The organism is Pseudomonas sp. 22490, assembly GCF_052044465.1.
GTDB classification, from domain to species: domain Bacteria; phylum Pseudomonadota; class Gammaproteobacteria; order Pseudomonadales; family Pseudomonadaceae; genus Pseudomonas; species Pseudomonas aeruginosa.
Window position 1 is genome coordinate 52,493 of sequence record NZ_JBQENS010000011.1, and the last position, 22,374, is coordinate 74,866.

Consider the following 22,374-nt stretch of genomic DNA (forward strand, 5'->3'; position numbering starts at 1 on the left):
CTGTCCCGTCCTGAATAAGGTTTACCGCTCTATCCGCAGGAAGCGCTCCAGTTCCGCCCGCTTGCCCATCGCATCGTGGTAGCCCAGTTCGATCAGTTCGCTGCAATAGCCGCGCTCGAACAACAGGTAGCTCAATACCCCCGCCCCGCTGGCGCGGGTCGCTCCGGGACCGCGCAGGAAAAGCCGCAGCACCCGCGACAGCTCCCGGTAGTGCCGCGCGGCGATCTCGTCCAGCGGCCGGCTCGGCGACACCAGCAATACCTCCACCGGCTCCAGCCCACCCGCCTGGCGGCGCACCTCCGGCGCCACCAACTGGCCGATCTGGTTCATCCGCTGCAACTGCTCGATGTCGCCTTCCAGGCTGTCGATGAAGGTGCTGTTCAACAGGTGGGCGCCGATCTGCGCCAGGCTCGGCGGTCGGTCGGACGGCGGCAGGCCGGTCATGGCACTGTCGCCACCGGTGGCCGGGTTGCCGCTGACGCCGATCACCAGCACCCGCGTGGCGCCCAGGTGCAACGCCGGGCTGATGGGCGCCTGGGAACGCACCGCGCCGTCGCCGAAGTATTCGCGGTTGATCCGCACCGGCGGGAACAGCAGCGGGATCGCCGCGCTGGCCAGCAGGTGCCGAAGCTCCAGGCGGGTGGGAATGCCCAGGCGCCGATGGCGTACCCAGGGATCGATGGTCGCGCGCCCCTGGTAGAAGGTCACCGCCTGCCCCGACTCGTAGCCGAACGCGGTCACCGCCACCGCGCGCAACTGGCGCTGGCGCACCGCCGCATGAATCCCGGAAAAATCCAGCTCACGTGCCAGCAGCTCATGCAACGGCCGGTTGTCCAGCAACGCCACCGGCACCCGCCGCCCCAGGCCGAGCAGGCTATGGCCGAGGAAGCGCGAGGCCTGGCGGGTCACGCCCGGCCAGTCGCTGCGATAGACATGTTCGGTGCGGAATCCCTGCCAGACCGCGGTCAGGCGCTGGATCGCCTGGCGGAATTGCAGGGCGCCGCAAGCCAGGCCAACGGCGTTGATGGCGCCGGCGGAGGTACCGACGATGACCGGGAAAGGATTGCCGGCGCTGTCCGGCAGCAGGTCGGCGATGGCGGCCAGGACACCGACCTGGTAGGCCGCGCGGGCGCCGCCCCCGGAAAGGATCAGGCCGGTGAGCGGCGGACGTGGGGCAAGGGGATCGGACACAGCGGGGCTTCCGTCATGAACTGCGGCGAGTATAGCCAGACCCCGCGCGCGTCCGGAATGCCCGTCCTCAGCGCTTGCGCCGTTTCGGATAGAGCTTGGCTTCGCCTGGCGGGCGGGTCTTGAAACGCCGGTGCGCCCACAGGTACTGCTCGGGCTGCTGGCGCACGCAGCGCTCGACCCACTGGTTGATCCGCAGGCAATCGGCTTCCTCGCTCTCGCCGGGGAAGTCCTCCAGCGGCGGGTGGATGGTCAGGCGATAACCGTTGCCATCGGCCAGGCGGCTCTGGGTGAACGGCAACACCCGCGCCCGGCCCAGGCGGGCGAACTTGGTGGTGGCGGTGACGGTGGCCGCCGGGATGCCGAACAGCGGCACGAACAGGCTCTGCTTGGCGCCGTAGTCCTGGTCCGGTGCGTACCAGATGGCGCGGCCGCCACGCAGCACCTTGAGCATCGAGCGCACGTCCTCGCGCTCGATGGCGGTGGCATCGAGGTTGTGCCGCTCGCGGCCACGGCGCTGGACGTAGTCGAACACCGGGTTGTCGTGCTCACGGTACATGCCGTCGATGGTGTGCACCTGGCCGAGCAGCGCCGCGCCGATCTCCAGGGTGGTGAAATGCAGGGCCATGAGGATCACCCCCTCGCCCTGCGCCTGGGCCTCGCGCAGATGCTCCAGGCCTTCTATATGGGCAAGACGGGCCAGGCGCGCCTTCGGCCACCACCAGCTCATGGCCATCTCGAAGAAGGCGATGCCGCTGGAGGCGAAGTTCTCCTTCAGCAGACGCTCGCGTTCGGCGGGCGACTTTTCCGGAAAGCACAGTTCGAGGTTGCGCGCGGCAATCTCGCGGCGCGAGCCGACCAAGCGGTACATCAGCGCCCCCAGGCCACGGCCGAGCATCAGCAGGACGGGATACGGCAACTGCACCACCAGCCAGAGCAGTCCCAGGCCGAACCAGAGCGGCCAGTAGCGGGGATGGAGGAAAGCGCTGGAGAAACGGGGGCGATCCATGGACGGTTCCGACGACGATCAAAGCCCGCCATTCTACCCTGCCCGCCGTCCCGGCGGGACGCCGCGTTGCCGATCGACGCCGCCCCGGCTATCTGCCACGCTTGCGGGCATCCGGCGTTCTCGTTATAAGTCCCTGCAATTCAACGACCGACAAGCCCCATGAGCCAAGCCGACCTCCTCGATCAAGACCCCGTATTCCAGCTCAAGGGCAGCATGCTCGCGGTGACCATCCTCGAACTGGCGCACAACGACCTGGCGAGGCTCGAACGGCAACTCGCCGACAAAGTGGCGCAAGCGCCCAACTTCTTCCGCGACACCCCCCTGGTCATGGCCCTCGACAAGCTGCCCGAAGGCGAAGGTCACCTCGACCTGCCGGCGCTCCTCGAGGTCTGTCGCCGCCACGGCCTGCGCACCCTGGCGATCCGCGCCGGGCGCGAGGAGGACATTGCCGCCGCCCAGGCCCTGGACCTGCCGGTGCTGCCGCCCTCGGGCGCCCGCGAACGACCGCTGGACATCAAGGACAGCGCCCCGCGCAAGCCTGCCGAAGAGCCCAGCCCGAGCGCCGGTGAAGCCAGGCCCGAGCCGGCCAAGGCGGAAGAGAAGCCCGCCGAGCCCGTCAGCCGCCCGACCAAGGTGGTGAAGACCCCGGTGCGCGGCGGCATGCAGATCTACGCCGCCGGCGGCGACCTCATCGTGCTGGCCGCGGTCAGTCCCGGCGCGGAACTTCTCGCCGACGGAAACATCCATGTGTACGGCCCGATGCGCGGACGCGCACTGGCCGGCGTGAAAGGCGACGCCACGGCGCGAATCTTCTGCCAGCAGCTGGCCGCCGAACTGGTCTCCATCGCCGGTAACTACAAGGTCGCGGAGGACCTGCGACGCAGCCCGCAGTGGGGCAAGGCAGTGCACGTCAGCCTGTCGGGTGACGTGTTGAACATCACCCGCCTTTAACGGATACTGCCGCCACTTTCAGGGACCAGAATTCTTACGTTTTTCATTGGGGTGAATCACCTTGGCCAAAATTCTCGTAGTCACTTCCGGTAAGGGTGGCGTCGGTAAAACCACCACCAGCGCAGCTATCGGCACCGGCCTGGCCTTGCGCGGTTTCAAGACCGTCATCGTCGACTTCGACGTCGGCCTGCGTAACCTCGACCTTATCATGGGCTGCGAACGCCGCGTGGTGTACGACTTCGTCAACGTCGTCAACGGCGAGGCCACCCTCACCCAGGCCCTGATCAAGGACAAGCGCCTCGAAAACCTGCATGTCCTGGCCGCCAGCCAGACCCGCGACAAGGACGCCCTGACCAAGGAAGGCGTCGAGAAAGTCATGGCCGAACTGCGCAAGGATTTCGAATACATCATCTGCGACTCCCCGGCGGGCATCGAGAAAGGCGCCCACCTGGCCATGTACTTCGCCGACGAAGCGATCGTCGTGACCAACCCCGAGGTTTCCTCGGTACGCGACTCCGACCGCATGCTCGGCCTGCTGGCAAGCAAGTCGCAGCGCGCCGAGAAAGGCGAGGAGCCGATCAAGGAACACCTGCTGCTGACCCGCTACAACCCGGAGCGCGTCACCAAGGGCGAGATGCTCGGCGTCGACGACGTCGAGGAGATCCTCGCCATCCGCCTGCTCGGGGTGATCCCGGAATCCCAGGCCGTGCTCAAGGCGTCGAACCAGGGCGTGCCGGTGATCCTCGACGAGCAGAGCGACGCCGGCCAGGCGTACAGCGATGCGGTCGACCGCCTGCTCGGCAAGGAAATACCGCATCGATTCCTCGATGTGCAGAAGAAAGGATTCCTGCAAAGACTGTTCGGAGGACGTGAATGAGCCTTTTAGACTTCTTTCGCAGTCGGAAATCGCAGAACAGCGCTTCCATCGCGAAAGAACGACTGCAGATCATCGTTGCCCACGAACGTGGCCAGCGCGCACAGCCGGATTATCTGCCCCAGTTGCAGAAAGACCTGCTGGAAGTGATCCGCAAGTACGTACCGATCGACCAGGAGCAGATCCAGGTGGAACTGGAGAACCAGGGCAACTGCTCGATCCTGGAACTCAACATCACCCTGCCGGATCGTTGATTCGCCCAGGGTCCATACTGCGGCGGCCATTGGCCGCCGCAGTCGTTTCACCGAGCCTGCCCGCCAGGCTCCCTGCCGCCTCCCGGCGATGAGCCCGTTCGCTATGCCGCTGTCCCAGATCCGAATCGTTCACCAGGATGACGCCCTGCTGGTGGTCGACAAGCCCACCCTGCTGCTGTCGGTGCCCGGCCGCGCCGATGACAACAAGGACTGCCTGGTCACCCGCCTGCAGGAAAACGGCTATCCCGAGGCCCGCATCGTCCACCGCCTGGACTGGGAAACCTCCGGCCTGATGGTGCTCGCCCGCGACGCCGACAGCCACCGCGAGCTGTCCCGCCAGTTCCACGACCGCGAGACCGAGAAAGCCTATACCGCCCTTTGCTGGGGCCTGCCGGAACTGGACAGCGGGCGCATCGAACTGCCGCTGCGCTACGACCCGCCGACCAAGCCGCGTCACGTGGTGGACTTCGAGCACGGCCGCCACGCCCTGACCTTCTGGCGCGTGATCGAGCGTCATGAACGCTGGAGCAGGGTCGAGCTGACGCCGATCACCGGCCGTTCGCACCAGTTGCGCGTGCACATGCTCTCCATCGGCCATCCGCTGCTCGGCGACCGCCTCTACGCCAACCCCGAAGCCCTCGCCGCCCACGAACGCCTGTGCCTGCACGCCAGCCTGCTGTGCCTGACCCATCCGCAGAGCGGCGAACGCCTGCGCTTCGAGTCGCCGGCGCCGTTCTGAGCCTTCCCCGCCGCGTCCCGGCCCGCCGGGACGCCGCCCGCCGATTTCCGGTACCCCGTCTTGCCATACAACGACCAGCTTCCGCTTTTTCTGGCCGGCCCCGCCGCCAACGACCTGAACCCCGTCGGACAATACGATAGACTGCATGGATTGCCGTCCGGAGCCACTATGCGCGCAGAACTCAACCAGGGCCTGATCGATTTCCTCAAGGCCTCGCCCACGCCTTTCCATGCAACCGCCAGCCTCGCCCGCCGCCTGGAAGCCGCCGGCTACCGCCGCCTCGACGAGCGCGACGCCTGGCACACCGAAACCGGCGGCCGCTACTACGTGACCCGTAACGACTCGTCGCTGATCGCCATCCGCCTGGGCCGTCGCTCGCCCCTGGAAAGCGGCTTCCGCCTGGTCGGCGCGCACACCGACAGCCCCTGCCTGCGGGTCAAGCCGAACCCGGAGATCGCTCGCAACGGCTTCCTCCAGCTCGGCGTCGAAGTCTATGGCGGCGCCCTCTTCGCCCCCTGGTTCGACCGCGACCTGTCACTGGCCGGGCGCGTCACCTTCCGCGCCAATGGCAAGCTGGAAAGCCGCCTGGTCGACTTCCGCAAGGCCATCGCGGTAATCCCCAACCTGGCCATCCATCTCAACCGCGCCGCCAACGAGGGTTGGCCGATCAACGCGCAGAACGAACTGCCGCCGATCATCGCCCAACTGGCGCCGGGCGAGGCCGCCGACTTCCGCCTGCTGCTCGACGAACAGCTGCTGCGCGAGCACGGCATCACCGCCGACGTGGTACTGGACTACGAGCTGTCGTTCTACGACACCCAGTCCGCCGCGGTGGTAGGTCTCAACGACGAGTTCATCGCCGGGGCGCGCCTGGACAACCTGCTGTCCTGCCACGCCGGCCTGGAAGCCCTGCTCAACGCCGAAGGCGACGAGAACTGCATCCTGGTCTGCACCGACCACGAGGAAGTCGGTTCCTGTTCGCATTGCGGCGCCGACGGTCCGTTCCTCGAACAGGTACTGCGCCGCCTGCTGCCGGAAGGCGACGCCTTCAGCCGGGCGATCCAGCGCTCGCTGCTGGTCTCGGCCGACAACGCCCATGGCGTACACCCGAACTACGCCGACAGGCACGACGCCAACCATGGCCCGGCGCTGAACGGCGGTCCGGTGATCAAGATCAACAGCAACCAGCGCTATGCCACCAACAGCGAAACCGCCGGCTTCTTCCGCCACCTCTGCCAGGACAGCGAAGTGCCGGTGCAGAGCTTCGTGACCCGCAGCGACATGGGATGCGGCTCGACCATCGGCCCGATCACCGCCAGCCAGGTCGGCGTGCGCACCGTCGACATAGGCCTGCCGACCTTCGCCATGCACTCGATTCGCGAGCTGGCCGGTAGCCATGACCTGGCGCACCTGGTCAAGGTGCTCGGCGCCTTCTACGCCAGCAGCGAGCTGCCCTGAGCGCCAGGCGCGCTCACGCCCCGGGCATTCGCCCGGGGCCACTCAGGCGTGCGCAGCGTGCCATTCGCTGCGCAACAGCGTGTAGATCGCATGGTCGTGGGCACGCCCGGCGATGATCTCGTTGGCCCGGATCACTCCGTCGCGCCGGAAGCCCTGGCGCTCGGCGGCGCGCTGGCTGCGCAGGTTCTCGGTGGAACAGCGGATCACCAGGCGCTGCCGGTCGTAGCCAAGGAAACCCAGCTCGATCGTCTTCCCCAACGCCCTGGCCAGCAGCCCGCGCCCTTGCGCGGACGCCGCCAGCCAGTAGCCGATGCTGGCGCTGCGACTGTCCTCGGTGAAGTCGTGCAGGTCGATGACGCCGACCAGGCATCCGGATTCGACGATCCCGCAGCGGCAGCTCCTGCGCTCCGCCCACAACCGCTGGCCTTCGCCAATGAAACGGCGGGTATCGTCCACGCTCTGCGTCAGCGGCACCCACGGCATCCAGGGCGCCAGGTGCTCGCTGTTGGCACGTACCAGGCGGAACAGTTCCTCCGCGCGCGGCTGGTCGAGCAGCTCCAGGTGCAGGTCGGACGAAATCGGCAGTATGAACATGCGAGGGCTCCTTTTCCCGGAGCCCCATCCTCGCAGAAGGTGCCGCAGGTCGTCGACGCGTGGCGTTACTGCGGTACCTCGACGCTGATATGGATGGCGTCGTGGCGCCAGAACTCCAGGTCGCAGTCGATCAGCCGACCACGCTGGTCGCGGTTGATCCGGCTGATGCGCAGGGCCGGGCTGCCCACCGCCACCTTCAGCGGCGCCGCAGCCTCGGCATGCAGTGCTGTGGGCACCATGTCGAAACGCACCCGCCCATAGTGGATGCCGTACTCGCTGGCATAGAGTTCGGTCAGCGAGCGGGTCAGGTCGTGGCCGAGGATTCCGGGGAAGTACTGCGCGTTCAGGTAGTGCTCGACATACAGCACCAGCCGCCCGTCCACCCGCCGCGCCCGGCGGATCTGGTAGACGCTGGACAGCGCCGGCAGCTCCAGCAGCTCGCAGACCGCCGCGCTCGCCGGCATCTGCCGGGCCGACAGAACCTCGGTCGCCGGCACCCGGCCCTGTTCGCTGACCATCGCATGGAAGTGACTGCGGACCAGCGGGTTGTAGGCCAGCCGCTCGGGGGAGACGAACCAGCCGCGGCGCTCCTCGCGATAGATCAGGCCCTGCGACTCCAGTTGGATCAGCGCCTCGCGCAGGGTGATCCGGGTCGTCGCGAACAGCTCGCTGAGCTTGCGCTCGGCCGGCAGCTTGCCACCCGCCGGCAGCAGACCATGGCCGATCTGCTCGCTGAGCGCCCGGCAGATCGCCGTTACGGTGGGTAGCGCTTCGTCACGCATCGACAGCTTCCTTATTGGTCTAGTCCAGCCCCAACAAGGGGCATTTCCGCCGGCCCGCCCTGTGCCTCCGGCTTGTCCGATGCTAGGAAACCCAGATGACCGGGACGTGACAGGCACAAGACAACGGTCTTCCCGGAGGCGCCCGGCGCCCATGGAATCGAGGGCTTAAGCATGGTCTACGCTTCTGCGGATGCAAGCCGCGGCGATGCCAGGCGCGGCTAGCTGACATGAAACCGTCATCCAGCGGCTCTAGATTGGCCTGGGTCTTGCTGATCTAGACCACACCCGCGGCAGTCCCGCCCGAAGGAGCGTCGAGAACTCCCGAGGCTGCCCGACCGAACCTCTCGAACGAAGGAGCACCGAATGAAACGCATGCTTGCTTCATTGCTGGGAACCGCCATCGCCCTCGGCAGCGGCCTGGCGTTGGCCGCCGAAGCGGACCTGCAGGCGCTGGAACAGGCCGCGCGCAAGGAAGGCCAGGTCAACAGCGTCGGCATGCCCGACAGCTGGGCGAACTGGAAGGACACCTGGAAGGACCTTGAGAGCAAGTATGGGCTCAAGCACATGGATACCGACATGAGTTCGGCCCAGGAGCTGGCCAAGTTCAAGGCCGAGAAGGACAACGCCAGCGCCGACATCGGCGACGTCGGCGCCGCCTTCGGCCCCATCGCCGTGCAGCAGGGCGTCAGCCAGCCGTACAAGCCGAGCACCTGGGAACAGATCCCGGCCTGGGCCAAGGACCAGGACGGCCACTGGGCACTCGCCTACACCGGGACCATCGCCTTCATCGTCAACAAACAACTGGTGAAGGACGTACCGCACAGCTGGGCCGACCTGCTGCAGGGCAAGTACAAGGTCACCATCGGCGACGTCAGCGCTGCCGCCCAGGCGGTCAATGGGGTGCTCGCCGCGGCCATCGCCAACGGCGGCGACGAGAAGAACATCAAGCCGGGCCTGGAGTTCTTCGGCAAGATCGCCAAGCAGGGCCGCCTGTCGCTGACCAACCCGGTGATCGCCACCCTGGAAAAGGGCGAGGTCGAAGTCGGCATCGTCTGGGACTTCAACGGCCTCAGCTACCGCCAGCAGATCGACCCGGAGCGCTTCGAGGTGCTGATCCCCTCGGACGGCTCGGTGATCTCCGGCTACACCACCATCATCAACAAGTACGCCAAGCACCCGAACGCCGCCAAGCTCGCCCGCGAGTACATCTTCAGCGACGCCGGACAGATCAACCTGGCCAAGGGCAACGCGCGACCGATCCGCGCCGAGAGCCTGACCCTGCCGGACGACGTGAAGGCCCAACTGCTACCCAACGAGCAGTACGCCAAGGCCCAGCCGATCAAGGACGCCAAGGCCTGGGAGGAAACCTCCAAGCGCCTGCCGCGGCAGTGGCAGGAAGCGGTGATCATCAACATGCAGTGACGCGGAGCGCGGCCGCCCTCCCCGGCGGCCGCCCCGCATCGACGGATACCCCGAATGCGCCACGACGTCATCCTCGTCCTGCTGGACGGCCTCAACCACAGCGTCGCCCGCGACTGCATGGGGCATCTCCAGGCCCTCTGCGGCGCCGGCCGCGGCCAGTCGTACCGCCTGGAATGCGAGTTGCCTTCGCTGTCCCGGCCGCTCTACGAATGCATCCTCACCGGAGTGCCGCCAATCGATAGCGGCATCCTGCACAACGACGTGGTCCGCCTGAGCCAGGAACAGAGCCTGTTCCACTACGCCCGCGCGGCCGGCCTGAGTACCGCGGCAGCGGCCTACCACTGGGTCAGCGAACTGTACAACCGCGCGCCGTTCGACCCGGCCCGCGACCGCCACACCGACGACAGCGCACTGCCGATCCAGCGCGGACACTTCTACTGGAGCGACCACTATCCGGACTCGCACCTGTTCGCCGACGCGGAAAGCCTGCGCCGCCGGCACGCACCGAACTTCATGCTGGTCCACTCGATGAACATCGACGACGCCGGGCACAGGCACGGCCTCGCCAGCCCCGCCTACCGCAACGCCGCGCGGCGCGCCGACGCACTGCTGTCGGAATACCTGCACCAGTGGCTGGCGGCCGGCTACCAGGTGGCGATCACCGCCGATCACGGAATGAACGAGGACCGCAGCCACGGCGGCATCCTCGAGGAGGAGCGCGAGGTGCCGCTGTTCGTCTTCGGCGACGCCTTCAGCCGCGACGACCTGGCGCAACCGCTGCAGACCGACCTCTGCGGCACGCTCTGCGAAATCCTCGGCGCCGCCCACGACAAACCCGTCTGCCGGGAGCTGCTCGCCCCATGAAACGACTCTCCGGCAAATGGCTGGCGCTGCTGTTCCTGCTGCCCTTCGCGGCGTTCTTCGTGATTTTCCAGATAGCGCCGCTGGCCTGGGTCGCGCTGAACAGCCTGAAGGCCAGCGACGCCTGGAGCCTGGCCAACTACCTCGAGCTGTTCGGCTCGCCCTTCTACCGCCAGGCGATCCGCCACAGCCTGGAGATCGCCGGCTGGTCGAGCCTGCTCGGCCTGCTCATCGCGGTGCTCGGCAGCCATTCGCTGCGCCACGTCGACAGCCGCCTGCGCGACTTCGTCATGGCCTTCTCCAACATGACCAGCAACTTCGCCGGGGTACCGCTGGCGTTCGCCTTCATCATCCTGCTCGGCTTCAACGGCGCGCTGACCCTGTTGCTCAAGCAGGCCGGCTGGATCGACGACTTCAATCTCTACTCGAAGACCGGCCTGATAATCCTCTACACCTATTTCCAGATCCCCCTCGGGATGATGCTGCTCTACCCGGCCTTCGACGCCCTGCGCGAGGACTGGCGCGAGTCCGCCGCGCTGCTCGGCGCCAACGGCTGGCAGTACTGGCGACACATCGGCATCCCGGTGCTGACCCCGGCGCTGCTGGGTACCTTCGTCATCCTCCTGGCCAACGCCCTCGGCGCCTACGCCACGGTGTACTCGCTGACCACCGGCAACTTCAACGTGATCCCGATCCGCATCGGCGCGCTGGTCGCCGGCGACGTGTTCCCCGACCCGAACATGGCCAGCGCCCTGGCCATGGTGCTGGTCGGCCTGATGACCCTGATCACCCTGGTCCACCAATGGCTGCTGCGCAGGAGCTACCATGTCGCGCGCTGATCGACGTCCTGCCGCGCTCTACCATCGCCTGGTGGTCTGCGCGCTGTTCCTGATCCTGGTCCTGCCGCTGGCGGCGACCCTGCTCTACTCGCTGGCCACCCAGTGGTCGGCGACCCTGCTGCCGGACGGCCTGACCCTGAAGTGGTACCTGACGCTGTGGAGCGACCAGCGCTTCCTGCTGGCCTTCGCCCGCTCGCTGCTGGTCTGCTTCGGCGCCCTGGCGTTCAGCGTGTTGCTGATCCTGCCGCTGATGTTCGTCATCCACTACCACTTCCCGCGCCTGGACGGCGTGATGAACGTGCTCATCCTGCTGCCCTTCGCGGTGCCGCCGATCGTCTCCTCGGTGGGCCTGCTGCAACTCTATGCCAGCGGGCCGCTGGAAATGATCGGCACGCCCTGGGTGCTGGTCGGCTGCTACTTCACCATCGCCCTGCCGTTCATGTACCGGGCGATCACCAACAACCTGCAGGCGATCAACCTGCGCGACCTGATGGACGCCGCCCACCTGCTCGGCGCCAGCACCTGGAAGGCGGCGCTGCTGGTCGTGCTGCCGAACCTGCGCAAGGGCGTGATGGTGGCCCTGCTGCTGTCGTTCTCCTTCCTCATCGGCGAATTCGTCTTCGCCAACCTGCTGGTCGGTACCCGCTACGAGACCCTGCAGGTGTTCCTCAACAACATGCGCAACAGCAGCGGCCACTACACCAGCGCAGTGGTGGTCTCCTACTTCGTGTTCGTCCTGGTCCTGACCTGGGCGGCCAACCGACTGAACAAGGACAAGGCCTGATCATGTCGTTCGTCAGCGTCGAACAGCTCGACAAGAGCTACGGTGCCACCAGCATCTTCCGCGATATCGACTTCGCCGCCGCCCGCGGCGAGTTCGTCACCCTGCTCGGCCCCAGCGGCTGCGGCAAGTCCACCCTGCTGCGCTGCATCGCCGGGCTGACCGAGGTCGACAGCGGGCGCATCCTCATCGACGGCGAGGATGTGGTGCCTTTGCCGCCGCAGAAGCGCGGGATCGCCATGGTGTTCCAGAGCTACGCGCTGTTCCCCAACATGACCGTGCAACAGAACGTCGCCTTCGGCCTGCGCATGCAGAAGGTGCCTGCGACGGAACTGAAGCAGCGGGTCGCCGAAGCCATCGAACTGGTGGAACTGGGCGAGTACGCCGCACGCTACCCGCACCAACTCTCCGGCGGCCAGTGCCAGCGCGTGGCGCTGGCCCGCTCGCTGGTGACGCGCCCGCGCCTGCTGCTGCTCGACGAGCCGCTGTCGGCCCTCGACGCGCGCATCCGCAAGCACCTGCGCGAACAGATCCGCCGCATCCAGCAGGAGCTGGGGCTGACCACGGTGTTCGTCACCCATGACCAGGAGGAAGCGCTGACCCTGTCCGACCGCATCGTCCTGATGAACGCCGGACGCATCGTCCAGAGCGGCGACGCGGAGACCCTCTACACCGCGCCGGAAAACGCCTTCGCCGCCGGCTTCATCGGCAACTACAACCTGCTCGACGCCGAACAGGCCAGCCGCCTGCTCGGCCAGCCCTGCGCGCAACAGGTGGCGATCCGCCCGGAATCCCTGCGCCTGGGCAACGAACCGAGCGAAGGCGTGCCGGCGCTGGTACGCTCGCACAGTCTGCTCGGCAACGTGATCCGTTACCGCGTCGAGGCCGCCGGGGTGGAACTCACCGTCGACGTCCTCAACCGCAGCGCAGACCGCCTGTATCCGGCCGGCAGTCAGCTGACGCTGGTCATCGATCGCAACAGTATTCGAGAGGTAGCTTGATGAGCCTGGTGATCTTCGACCTGGACGAGACCATGATCCACGGCGACTGCTCCAGCCTGTGGAGCCAGCGCATGGCGAGTCTCGGCTGGGTCGACGAATCCTTCGTCCGCCACGACGCCGAACTGATGGAGCAGTACGCCGAAGGCAAGCTGTCCATGGACCTGTACATGGACTACACCCTGCAACCGCTGATCGGTCGCAGCGTCGAGGAAGTCGAGCGGGAAGTGGAGGCCTACGTCGAGGAGGTCATCGAGCCGCTGATCTACAGCGACGCCTGCGCCTGCCTGGCGCGCCACCGCAGCGCCAACGACCGGGTGCTGATCGTCTCCGCATCCGGGGTGCACCTGGTCAAGCCGATCGCGGCGCGGATCGGCGTCGACGAAGTCCTCGCCATCGATCTCGAAGTGCTCGACGGACACTACACCGGCCGCACCCTCGGCACCCTCACCTATCGCGAAGGCAAGGTATTGCGTCTGCTCGACCTGCTGGAAGGAGACGATCGCCAACTGGCCGACGCCTGGTTCTATTCGGACTCGCGCAACGACCTGCCGCTGCTGAAGCTGGTCGGCCATCCGAACACGGTCAATCCGGACCCGACCCTGCTCGCCTACGCCAAGGAAATGGGCTGGCCGGTCAACGCCTGGCGCTGACAGGCTCGCTGCGAAAGCGCGAGCGGATCGCGCTTTCCATCGCGTCGCCGAAGCGGCCCTTCAGGCCAGCGACGGGTCCACCACCAGCACGACCTTGCCCTGCACCTGGTTGCTCGCCAACGCCTCGAACGCCGCCTCGGCGTCGACGATCGGGAAGGTTCGCTCCAGCTGCGCGCGGAGTTTCCCGGCGGAGAACAATGGCCAGACCTTCAACCCCAGTTCGGCGATCAACTGCGCCTTGAACTCGGCATCACGGGTACGCAGGGTCGAGCCGGTCAACTGGATGCGTTTGCCTAGCAGTTGAGCCAGGTCCAGTTGCGCCTCGCGGCCGCCCATCAGGCCGATGATCACCCAGCGCCCGTCGCGCCGCAGCAACTCCAGGTTCAACCCGGCATAGCGGGCGCCGACCGGATCGAGGATCACGTCGAACGGGGCGAAATCGCGCAGCGATTCCAGGCTCTGCTTGCGCAGCACGCCGCCGGCGGCGCCCAGGGATTCGCAGTAGGCCAGGCGTTCGGCGGAACCGACGCTGACCCAGCAGGGGTTGCCGAACGCCTTGCACAATTGGATGCCGGCCGAACCGACGCCGCTGGCGCCGGCGTGCAGCAGCACTTTCTCGCCGGGCTGCAACGCCGCCAACTGGAACAGGTTCAGCCAGGCCGTGGCGTAGACCTCCGGAATCCCCGCCGCCTCCGCCAGGCTCAGCCCTGCCGGGACCGGCAGTACGTGGCGCGCGTCCACCACCACTTCCTCGGCCATGCCGCCGCCGGCGAGCAGCGCGCAGACCCGGTCGCCGACCTGCCAGGTGCTGCCCGCGCCCACCTCGCTGACCACACCCGCACACTCGAGCCCCAGCGCCGGGCTGGCGCCGGGTGGCGGCGGGTAGAGCCCGGCCTTCTGCAACAGGTCGGCGCGGTTGAGTCCGGCGGCCGCCACGCGGATGCGGATTTCGCCCTGACCGCAGGACGGGGCGGCGATTTCCGACCACTCGACACGACCTTCGATACCTTGCAATGCGTTCACGCTGCCTCCATAGTGGGGTTGTCACGGCCCGATCACCCAGAGTCGGGCTTTTTGCATTGCGCCAAGGGAACCCGGCGCCGGCTAATAAGGCCTAATATGCGTCATTACTCCGCGATCAGTCGAATCAGCATGAAGCGTTTTCTGCCCCGTACCGCCCTGTTGCTCCTCCTCGGCGCCAGTTCGCTGCCGCTGTTCGCCTCGACCGCCGTCTCCGTCGGCAGCGCCCAGAATTCCTGGGACAGCCTGCAGCCGGACCGCGAGCAGGTCATCGCCAGCCTCAACGTCGTGGAACTGCTCAAGCGGCACCACTACAACAAGCCGCCGCTGAACGATGAACGCTCGGCCAAGATCTACGACAGCTACCTGAAGATGCTCGATCCGGCGCGGATGTACTTCACCGCCGGCGACATCGCCGAGTTCGATCGCTGGCGCAACAGGTTCGACGACTTCCTCAAGAGCGGCGACCTCGATCCCGGCTTCGTCATCTACAAGCGCCACCTCGACCGCCTGAAAGGTCGGCTCGACTATGCCCTGGCGATGCTCGACAAGGGCGTCGACAAGATCGACTTCAGCGTCGACGAGAGCCTGCTGATCGACCGCGAAAAGGCCCCCTGGGCGAAGGACACCGCAGAGCTCGACGACCTCTGGCGCAAGAAGGTGAAGGACGAGGTCCTGCGCCTGAAGATCACCGGCAAGGACGACAAGGCGATCCAGGAACAGCTCACCAAGCGCTACAAGAACCAGCTGTCGCGCCTCAAGCAGACCCGCAGCGAAGACATCTTCCAGGCCTACATCAACGCCTTCGCCCAGTCCTACGATCCGCACACCCAGTACCTGTCGCCGGACAACGCGGAAAACTTCGACATCAACATGAGCCTCTCGCTGGAAGGCATCGGCGCGGTGCTGCAGAGCGACAACGACTACGTCAAGGTCGTACGCCTGGTGCCGGCCGGCCCGGCGGCGAAGAGCAAGCAGATCGCCACCTCCGACAAGATCATCGGCGTCGCCCAGGGCAAGGGCGAAATGGTCGACGTGGTCGGCTGGCGCCTGGATGAAGTGGTCAAGCTGATCCGTGGGCCGAAAGGTTCCCAGGTACGCCTGGAAGTGATTCCGGCGAGCAACGCGCCGAACGACCAGACCAGCAAGATCGTCGCCATCACCCGCGAGGCGGTGAAGCTGGAGGACCAGGCGGCGAAGAAATCCATCATCAAGGTCGACCACGAAGGCCGCAGCTACAAGCTCGGCGTGATCGACCTGCCGGCCTTCTACCTGGACTTCAAGGCCTACCGCGCCGGCGACCCGAACTACAAGAGCACCACCCGCGACGTGAAGAAGCTGGTCGCCGAATTGCAGAAGGACAAGGTCGACGGCATCGTCCTCGACCTGCGCAACAACGGCGGCGGCTCCCTGCAGGAGGCCACCGAGCTGACCGGCCTGTTCATCGACCAGGGCCCGACCGTACTGGTGCGCAACAGCGACGGCCGCGTCGACGTGCTCAACGACGACGAAGGCAAGGCCTTCTATACCGGCCCGCTGGCGGTACTGGTCAACCGTCTCTCGGCCTCCGCCTCGGAGATCTTCGCCGGCGCCATGCAGGACTACCACCGCGCGCTGATCCTCGGTGGACAGACCTTCGGCAAGGGCACCGTGCAGACCATCCAGCCGCTCAACCACGGCGAACTGAAGCTGACCCTGGCGAAGTTCTACCGAGTCTCCGGTCAGAGCACCCAGCACCAGGGCGTGATCCCGGACATCAGCTACCCGTCCATCGTCGACGACAAGGAAATCGGCGAAAGCGCCCTGCCCGACTCGATGCCCTGGGACACCATCCGCCCGGTGGTGAAGGACGAGGCCAACCCGTTCAAGCCGTTCCTCGCGCAACTCAAGGCCCAGCACGACGCGCGCACCGAGAACAACGCCGACTTCGTCTACGCCCGCGAGCGCCTGGCGCTGGCCCAGGAGCTGATGAAGGAGAAGACCGTCAGCCTGAACGAGGCCAAGCGCCGCGCCCAGCAGACCAGCATCGAGAACCGCCAGTTGGCCATGGAGAACGCCCTGCGCAAGTCCAAGGGCCAGGAGCCGCTGAAGGAACTCAAGCGCGAGGACGAGAACGCCCTGCCGGAAGAGGACGACAAGACCAAGCCGCAGGACGACGCCTACCTCACCGAGTCCGGGCACATCCTGCTGGACTACCTGAACCTCAACTCGGCGGTGGCCAAGCACTGAGTTCAGCGGGAGCGTCATAAAACAGTCATGGGACTGTCGTGAAATACGGGGCCGGTTGCACAACCGGCCCTTTTTCATTGCGACGAGAGCGTTCCATGACCGTCACCGAGCAGTTGAGCGCCCTGGACAGCATCCTGGCCCACGGCGACCTGCACTGCCTGTTCCAGCCCATCCTCTCGCTTTCCGAACGGCGCCTGGTCGGCTACGAAGCGCTGACCCGCGGTCCGTCCAACAGCCCGCTGCACTCGCCCCTGGCGTTGTTCGCCGTGGCCCGCCAATGCGGACGGCTGAGCGAACTGGAACTACTCTGCCGACAACGCGCCTTCAGCCGCTTCCGCGACATCCAGGGCGACGCCATGCTGTTCCTCAACGTCTCCCCGGAGTCCCTCCTCGAAGCCGGCCATCCGCCCGGCCGCACCCTGCAATTGCTGCAACAGCTGGGGATCTCGCCGAACCGGGTGGTGATCGAACTGACCGAACAGACCCCCATCGACGACTTCGACCTGCTCGACACCGCGCTGCACCACTATCGCGCCATGGGCTTCTCCATCGCCCTCGACGACCTCGGCGCTGGCTACTCCAGCCTGCGCCTGTGGTCGGAACTGCGTCCGGACTACGTGAAGATCGACCGCCACTTCGTCGACGGCATCCACCTGGACACCGTGAAACGCGAGTTCGTCGGCTCCATCCTGAAGATGGCGCGGGCCTCTCGCGCCCAGGTCATCGCCGAAGGCATCGAACTGCCCGAGGAACTGGCGGTGCTTAGCGAGATGGGGGTCGACCTGGTGCAAGGCTATCTGTTCGGCCGCCCGCAGGAACACCCGGCGAGCGACGTACAACAGATGCTGCCCAGCGCTGACGCCCCCAGCCAGTCTTCCAGCGACGAGCACGGCGACCTGCGTGCGCTGCTGCTGGAACAGCGCGCGGTCGACGTTCGCACCTCGACCCAGGAAGTGGTGGAAATCTTCCGCCGCCAGGCCAACCTGAACTCCCTGGCGATCCTCGACGAAGAAGGGCGTCCCATCGGCATCGTCCATCGCCACGCGCTCACCGACGCCTTGCTCCGGCCCTTCGCCTGCGACCTGTTCCTGCGCAAGCCGATCAGCCGCCTGATGAGCGACGATTTTCTCGCCGTGGAACTCGGCCAGACCCTGCAGCAGGTCAGCCGCCTGCTGACCAGCCGCGCACGCCAGCGTATCGAGGAAGATTTCATCGTCACCCGCGGCGGGCACTATGCGGGCATGGGCCGGGTGATCGACGTGCTCAGGCTGATCACCGAGGAAAAGCTCCAGCAGGCGCGGCACGCCAATCCGCTCACCTTGCTTCCCGGCAACGTGCCGATCCAGCAATGCCTCGAACGCCTGCTGCAGCAAAGGCGCGAGGCGGTGATCTGCTACATCGACGTCGACAGCTTCAAACCCTTCAACGATCTCTACGGCTACGCCCGCGGCGACGAGGTCCTGCTGTGCCTGGCACAGTGCCTGAGCGAACGGATCGACCCGGGCAGCGACTTCGTCGGCCACATAGGCGGCGACGACTTCATGCTGGTGCTCGGCCCCGAGGACTGGCGCACACGGATCGACCGGTTGCTGGAAACCTTCCAGAGCCAATGCCGGCGCTTCTACAGCCGCGAGCACCTGGAAGCCGGCTGTTTCGTTGCACACAATCGCCATGGCCAGCGCGAGGAGTACCCGCTGCTGTCATTGTCCGTCGGCGTGGTGCATCTACCGGCCGAAGCCTGCCAGGGAATGGATGCCGCGCACCTGGCGACGCTGGCCTCCGAGGCCAAGCGCCAGGCGAAGGCGCTGCCAGGCTACAGCCTGCACCTGATCGAGGCCGCCTGAACCGTTCGTTCAGCTATAGACCGAGCGCGGACGCCCGTTGCGCATAGTGCTCGGCGCGCTCGCTGTCCGGCGCCAGGCCCGGGCCTCCATCGCGGTAGAGTTCCGCCAGCTTGCGCGCCGCCAGCGGGTGGCCCGCCTCTGCCGCTTGCGCCCAGTGGCGGCTGGCTGCCAGCGCGTCGGGCGCTTGCCGGCTGTCGCCCTTGAGCGCCTGCACGCCGAGCTGGTAGGCCGCTTTCCCATCGCCCGCGCTGGCAGCCAGGCGCAGCAGGCGCAGGCCCTCCTCGCGCGCGCCGAAGCCCTGTCCACGGAACAGCAGCAGGTGACCGTAGAACGCCTGGGCGTCGCGGTGTCCGAGGTTGGCCATGCGCGAGAACTGCCCCTGCATCCACTGCCAGGCTCGCGGCTGCTTGACCAGCCAGGGCCAGCCCAGCAACTGCCGGGCCACGCCGTAACCGAGGCGGGCGCGCAGGCGCCAGATCCATTCAGAGTTCATCGGGATACTCGAATTCGAAGACACGGACCACTTCCGCCGCATGCCAGCCAGCCGCGGCCGGGCCGTCCGGCGGACCGGAAAAACGCCCGAGGCGCTCCACGCACTCGAAGAAACCGGTGCGCGGCAAGCGGCTTGCGCCCTGGCTGATGACCAGCGAACTGCGCAACGGACGCCCCGAGCGCGCATCCAGCGATGCCAGGTGCTCGAGAGCCGCTGTGAGGGTGGTCATCGCCGGCGTCGGCAGTTGCAGGCGCTCGATCAGCGCCCGGTAGGTGAGCAGATGACGCTGGCGACGCGCATCCTCGATTTCCAGCAGCAGGCTATCCCAGTGTTTACGGCTGATCAGCACACTCAAGGTCAGGCCCCCGTCGCTTTGCCCAGCACACGCTCCAGGGCGAACAGGATGGCCTCGCTGGCCTCGCGTTCGCCGCGTTCGATCATCGCCATGTAGGAAGGACTGATACCGACCTCCCGGGCCACCTGTTCCAGGCTCAGGCCGCGCGCCTCGCGGCGCTCCAGCAGGCTCGCGGATGGCACCGCCGGCGCGGTCGTCTCCACCGCGACACTGGCGGCCGGGCGACCGGCGGCGGCCAGCAACGCCTGGTATTCGGCCCAGGGCAACACCGCGTATTCCGCCTCGCCGTCTCGCGTGATCACTTGGACATTCATGTCGGTCTCCTTGCAAGCCGCCATCTTATCAGGCACCGCGCCGCTGCGGACTGGCTATACTGCTGCCCTGGTCACACAGTCTGCCTGGTGGAGGAGCCCACGGGTGCGCCGGAGAAGTCTTGGTTTGTGCATCCTGCTGGGAGTCGGACAGGCCTTCGCCGGCGAGCTGCGCTGGGGCTTCAGCCCCGCCGACGGCATGCCCTACGTGGACATCGTCGATCACCAGCTGCAAGGCGGCTTCACCCGCCAGTTGGGGGAGCGGGTCGCGCAGCGGCTGGGATTGTCGCTGCGTTTCGTGGAAACGCCGAACCGAAGGATCGACGGCTTCATGGCCAGCGGACATATTCACGTGATCTGCAACTCCAACCCCGGATGGGATAGCAAACCCGAACGCTACCATTGGTCTCCTGCCCTCTTCGAAGAGCAGGACGTCCTCCTGCAGCGCGACGACCGTCCGGCGATCCGCGACTTCGCCGAGCTGCGCGGCAAGACCCTGGGTACAAGTCTAGGCTATGTCTACGCGGACGATCTCATGCAGGCCTTCGCTGCCGGGGAAATTCGCCGCGAAGATACCCGCGACCTGGCCAGTCGCGTGCAGATGCTCAAGCGTTCGCGCCTGGACGCCGCGGTGGACATGCGCCGCCCGCTGCTCTACCTGACGCGCCAGCATCCCGAGCTGGGCCTGAGCGTCAGTCCGCTGGTACTGCAGAGCTATCGGATGCACTGCATCTATGGCGGCCAACTGCCGGTCCCCGTCGAAAGTATGGACCGGGTGCTCGACGAGATGGTCAGGGACGGCAGCATCGGGCGCCTGCTGGAAAACAGCCTGCAAGCGCCTCAGGAACCCTGAACGCGCTCCGCCCTGGGAGCCGGCAGCTCTCGCAGCGCCTGTTGCGTCTCGACGCCCTGGGCGTCGCGCCAGACCTTGAAGGCATCCAGCTCGGCCTGCCAGCGACGCACTACCCAGGCCAGGACGGCGAGATCGTCGAGCAGGCCGACACCGAAGATGAAGTCGGGAACGATATCCACCGGCGAAAGGAAATAGGCCAGCGCCGCGATCACCGAGAGCAACGCCTGGCGGCTGAGTCCGCGGTATTCGCCGCGAACCCAGGCCACCAGCAGTTCCTGCAGCAGGCGCAGGTCGCTCTTCACCAGCTTCAGGCGCGAGCGCTTGCGTGCTACCGCAATCAACAAGGCGGGCACCCGGCCACGGGCCAGGAAACGTTCCGCGATCCCCAGGTAACGACTGAATCCTCGTGGTGCATCCATCCTTCCACCTCGCTCAAGCGCTTGCCGCCGAGGCTCTCCGGGTTATCCACGCATACTGTGGATAACCTTGTGAACAGCCCCCCCTTCCGTCGGCGAGAAGCCCGTCGCTACAGGCTTTCCGACAGATCGGACACTTTTTAGACAATGCTCTAAAAGCATTGAAAATCAAGGGTTTGACCTAGCGCAACGGACAACCCGAGGTCAATACCGTAGGTCGGGTCGACGTGCGACAAATGTGTGCATAAGGGTAACACCGGCCGTGCCCTCGACCTGTTTTCAGACCCTCGCGGCAGCGCCTGGGTTCAGCCGAATCCGCAAATGAAAACGCCCCGTCATGGACGGGGCGTTTCATGCATCGCGGCGGAAAAATTACTTCTTCGCGTCCGCCTTGGCTTCGGGCTGCGCTGCGGCACCGGCCTCGGGCTCCGCGTCCGGCTTGGACGGATCCTTGATGCCTAGCAGTTCCATGTCGAAGACCAGTACCGAGTTGGCCGGGATCGCCGGGCTCGGGCTCTGCGCGCCGTAGGCCAGCTCGCTGGGGATGTACAGCTTGATCTTCTCGCCGACGTGCATCAGTTGCAGGGCTTCGACCCAACCCGGGATCACGCCGCTGACCGGCAGGTCGATCGGGCTGCCGCGCTCGATGGAGCTGTCGAAGACGGTGCCATCGGTCAGGCGGCCTTCGTAGTGGACGGTCACCACGTCGGTGGCCTTCGGTTGCGGGCCATCGGCCTTCTTCACGATTTCGTACTGGAGGCCGGAAGCGGTGGTGGTCACGCCGTCGCGCTTGCCGTTTTCCTCGAGGAATTTCTTGCCGGCCTTGGCGTTTTCGTCGCCGATGGCGGCCATCCGCTCCTCAGCACGTTTCTGCAGGAAGGCGAAGGCTTCGGTCAGCTCTTCATCGGTGAGCTGCTGCTTCTTCTTGCCGAGGGCGTCTTCGATGCCCTTGGCGACGGCTTTCGAATCCAGGTCGTCCATGCCTTCCTGGGACAGGCTCTTGCCCATGTTCAGGCCGATACCATAGGAAGCTTTCTGCGCCGGGGTCTTCAACTCAACGTTGGTCTGCGAATCGCAGCCGGAGAGAACCAGACCGACCAGTGCGATCGCTGCTGCCAACCGATGTTGTTTCATGCTGAGTCCTTTAATCTGTTCGCCGCTCGGGCATATTCGATGAAGCCGCGAGCTTAGCAGGCTGTCGCGACCAGTGGCTATGGGCAATAGGAACAGGTGCGCGCGGATAAGTTCAAGGCCGAACTTTCCGAAAAATGAAGGAGATAGCAGAACGAACGCGCGGAACGAGGACAGAAGAACAGCGGAAAGGAAGCGTCGAAAAACGTCGAATTATGAAGCGGGAAGGAAGCGCAAGAGATACAGCGAAGGAAGGAAATGGCGCAGCGGACGGGACTCGAACCCGCGACCCCCGGCGTGACAGGCCGGTATTCTAACC

24 protein-coding genes are annotated in these 22,374 nt (G+C 66.2%); 14 read left to right on the forward strand and 10 right to left on the reverse strand.

Going from position 1 to position 22,374, the window contains the following annotated elements; translation table 11 throughout:
* Window positions 1-21: 21 nt before the first annotated feature.
* Complete coding sequence (locus tag ACTJJX_RS14315) at window positions 22-1,191, reverse strand: patatin-like phospholipase family protein (protein WP_003091575.1); 1,170 nt, start codon at window positions 1,189-1,191, stop codon at window positions 22-24.
* A 67-nt stretch (window positions 1,192-1,258) separates the two neighbouring features.
* A complete protein-coding gene (locus ACTJJX_RS14320) occupies window positions 1,259-2,197 on the reverse strand; it encodes a lipid A biosynthesis lauroyl acyltransferase (protein WP_016852629.1) in 939 nt (312 codons plus the stop codon).
* Between the two features lie 159 nt (window positions 2,198-2,356).
* Between ACTJJX_RS14320 and minC the strand changes: the two genes are divergently transcribed.
* From minC to ACTJJX_RS14345, 5 genes are all read left to right on the forward strand, one after another.
* Window positions 2,357-3,148: a septum site-determining protein MinC gene (minC, locus tag ACTJJX_RS14325; protein ID WP_016852628.1), complete on the forward strand. Its 792-nt coding sequence runs from the start codon at window positions 2,357-2,359 to the stop codon at window positions 3,146-3,148.
* 61 nt (window positions 3,149-3,209) lie between these two features.
* Window positions 3,210-4,025 (forward strand): septum site-determining protein MinD, encoded by an 816-nt coding sequence (minD, locus tag ACTJJX_RS14330; RefSeq protein WP_003091579.1) that lies wholly within the window; start codon window positions 3,210-3,212, stop codon window positions 4,023-4,025.
* On the forward strand, window positions 4,022-4,276 hold the full coding sequence (gene minE, locus ACTJJX_RS14335; protein ID WP_003091581.1) for a cell division topological specificity factor MinE: 255 nt from the start codon (window positions 4,022-4,024) through the stop codon (window positions 4,274-4,276). The genes minD and minE overlap by 4 nt, the downstream gene beginning before the upstream one ends.
* Before the next feature lie 103 nt (window positions 4,277-4,379).
* The gene (locus tag ACTJJX_RS14340; protein ID WP_003114801.1) at window positions 4,380-5,015 is read left to right on the forward strand and encodes an RluA family pseudouridine synthase; all 636 of its coding nucleotides are present in this window, start codon (window positions 4,380-4,382) and stop codon (window positions 5,013-5,015) included.
* A gap of 168 nt (window positions 5,016-5,183) precedes the next feature.
* Window positions 5,184-6,473 (forward strand): M18 family aminopeptidase, encoded by a 1,290-nt coding sequence (locus ACTJJX_RS14345; RefSeq protein ID WP_003114800.1) that lies wholly within the window; start codon window positions 5,184-5,186, stop codon window positions 6,471-6,473.
* A 42-nt stretch (window positions 6,474-6,515) separates the two neighbouring features.
* Here the strand turns inward: ACTJJX_RS14345 and ACTJJX_RS14350 are convergent, their stop codons facing one another.
* Window positions 6,516-7,067, reverse strand: a complete 552-nt coding sequence (locus ACTJJX_RS14350; RefSeq protein WP_003114799.1) for a GNAT family N-acetyltransferase — start codon at window positions 7,065-7,067, stop codon at window positions 6,516-6,518.
* A 65-nt stretch (window positions 7,068-7,132) separates the two neighbouring features.
* Window positions 7,133-7,849, reverse strand: a complete 717-nt coding sequence (locus tag ACTJJX_RS14355; protein ID WP_003091585.1) for a UTRA domain-containing protein — start codon at window positions 7,847-7,849, stop codon at window positions 7,133-7,135.
* Window positions 7,850-8,212: 363 nt separating this feature from the next.
* On the opposite strand from ACTJJX_RS14355, the gene ACTJJX_RS14360 reads away from it, so the two are divergent.
* From ACTJJX_RS14360 to ACTJJX_RS14385, 6 genes are read left to right on the forward strand one after another with little or no spacing between them, the layout of a single operon-like run.
* On the forward strand, window positions 8,213-9,271 hold the full coding sequence (locus ACTJJX_RS14360; protein WP_003091586.1) for an ABC transporter substrate-binding protein: 1,059 nt from the start codon (window positions 8,213-8,215) through the stop codon (window positions 9,269-9,271).
* Window positions 9,272-9,325: 54 nt separating this feature from the next.
* A complete protein-coding gene (locus ACTJJX_RS14365; RefSeq protein ID WP_003114798.1) occupies window positions 9,326-10,135 on the forward strand; it encodes an alkaline phosphatase family protein in 810 nt (269 codons plus the stop codon).
* Window positions 10,132-10,971 (forward strand): ABC transporter permease, encoded by an 840-nt coding sequence (locus ACTJJX_RS14370; protein WP_016852627.1) that lies wholly within the window; start codon window positions 10,132-10,134, stop codon window positions 10,969-10,971. Before ACTJJX_RS14365 ends, ACTJJX_RS14370 begins: the two co-directional genes overlap by 4 nt.
* Window positions 10,958-11,755: an ABC transporter permease gene (locus tag ACTJJX_RS14375; RefSeq protein ID WP_003091589.1), complete on the forward strand. Its 798-nt coding sequence runs from the start codon at window positions 10,958-10,960 to the stop codon at window positions 11,753-11,755. The genes ACTJJX_RS14370 and ACTJJX_RS14375 overlap by 14 nt, the downstream gene beginning before the upstream one ends.
* 2 nt (window positions 11,756-11,757) lie before the next feature.
* On the forward strand, window positions 11,758-12,753 hold the full coding sequence (locus tag ACTJJX_RS14380; protein WP_003162228.1) for an ABC transporter ATP-binding protein: 996 nt from the start codon (window positions 11,758-11,760) through the stop codon (window positions 12,751-12,753).
* Window positions 12,753-13,403, forward strand: a complete 651-nt coding sequence (locus ACTJJX_RS14385; RefSeq protein WP_016852626.1) for an HAD family hydrolase — start codon at window positions 12,753-12,755, stop codon at window positions 13,401-13,403. Before ACTJJX_RS14380 ends, ACTJJX_RS14385 begins: the two co-directional genes overlap by 1 nt.
* A gap of 60 nt (window positions 13,404-13,463) precedes the next feature.
* Here ACTJJX_RS14385 and ACTJJX_RS14390 read toward each other — a convergent pair whose 3' ends face one another.
* A complete protein-coding gene (locus ACTJJX_RS14390; RefSeq protein ID WP_004345021.1) occupies window positions 13,464-14,426 on the reverse strand; it encodes an NAD(P)H-quinone oxidoreductase in 963 nt (320 codons plus the stop codon).
* Between the two features lie 129 nt (window positions 14,427-14,555).
* On the opposite strand from ACTJJX_RS14390, the gene ACTJJX_RS14395 reads away from it, so the two are divergent.
* Together ACTJJX_RS14395 and ACTJJX_RS14400 are read left to right on the forward strand one after the other, a co-directional pair.
* Window positions 14,556-16,652: a carboxy terminal-processing peptidase gene (locus tag ACTJJX_RS14395; protein ID WP_003091593.1), complete on the forward strand. Its 2,097-nt coding sequence runs from the start codon at window positions 14,556-14,558 to the stop codon at window positions 16,650-16,652.
* 95 nt (window positions 16,653-16,747) lie between these two features.
* On the forward strand, window positions 16,748-18,496 hold the full coding sequence (locus ACTJJX_RS14400) for a bifunctional diguanylate cyclase/phosphodiesterase (RefSeq protein WP_023082218.1): 1,749 nt from the start codon (window positions 16,748-16,750) through the stop codon (window positions 18,494-18,496).
* A gap of 13 nt (window positions 18,497-18,509) precedes the next feature.
* On the opposite strand, the gene ACTJJX_RS14405 is transcribed toward ACTJJX_RS14400, so the two are convergent.
* Genes ACTJJX_RS14405 through ACTJJX_RS14415 form a run of 3 tightly spaced genes read right to left on the reverse strand, consistent with a single transcriptional unit; the run spans window position 18,510 to window position 19,658 of the window.
* Window positions 18,510-18,989 (reverse strand): tetratricopeptide repeat protein, encoded by a 480-nt coding sequence (locus tag ACTJJX_RS14405; protein WP_003091595.1) that lies wholly within the window; start codon window positions 18,987-18,989, stop codon window positions 18,510-18,512.
* Window positions 18,979-19,344 (reverse strand): hypothetical protein, encoded by a 366-nt coding sequence (locus ACTJJX_RS14410; protein ID WP_003114793.1) that lies wholly within the window; start codon window positions 19,342-19,344, stop codon window positions 18,979-18,981. Before ACTJJX_RS14410 ends, ACTJJX_RS14405 begins: the two co-directional genes overlap by 11 nt.
* Window positions 19,345-19,346: 2 nt before the next feature.
* Window positions 19,347-19,658 (reverse strand): helix-turn-helix domain-containing protein, encoded by a 312-nt coding sequence (locus ACTJJX_RS14415; RefSeq protein ID WP_003091597.1) that lies wholly within the window; start codon window positions 19,656-19,658, stop codon window positions 19,347-19,349.
* A 103-nt stretch (window positions 19,659-19,761) separates the two neighbouring features.
* On the opposite strand from ACTJJX_RS14415, the gene ACTJJX_RS14420 reads away from it, so the two are divergent.
* Complete coding sequence (locus tag ACTJJX_RS14420; RefSeq protein ID WP_003143488.1) at window positions 19,762-20,508, forward strand: substrate-binding periplasmic protein; 747 nt, start codon at window positions 19,762-19,764, stop codon at window positions 20,506-20,508.
* On the opposite strand, the gene ACTJJX_RS14425 is transcribed toward ACTJJX_RS14420, so the two are convergent.
* Window positions 20,496-20,927: a YkvA family protein gene (locus ACTJJX_RS14425; RefSeq protein WP_003114790.1), complete on the reverse strand. Its 432-nt coding sequence runs from the start codon at window positions 20,925-20,927 to the stop codon at window positions 20,496-20,498. The two genes, ACTJJX_RS14420 and ACTJJX_RS14425, sit on opposite strands and share 13 nt — an antisense overlap.
* Window positions 20,928-21,296: 369 nt before the next feature.
* On the reverse strand, window positions 21,297-22,058 hold the full coding sequence (locus tag ACTJJX_RS14430) for an FKBP-type peptidyl-prolyl cis-trans isomerase (RefSeq protein ID WP_003091600.1): 762 nt from the start codon (window positions 22,056-22,058) through the stop codon (window positions 21,297-21,299).
* Window positions 22,059-22,374: the final 316 nt, after the last annotated feature.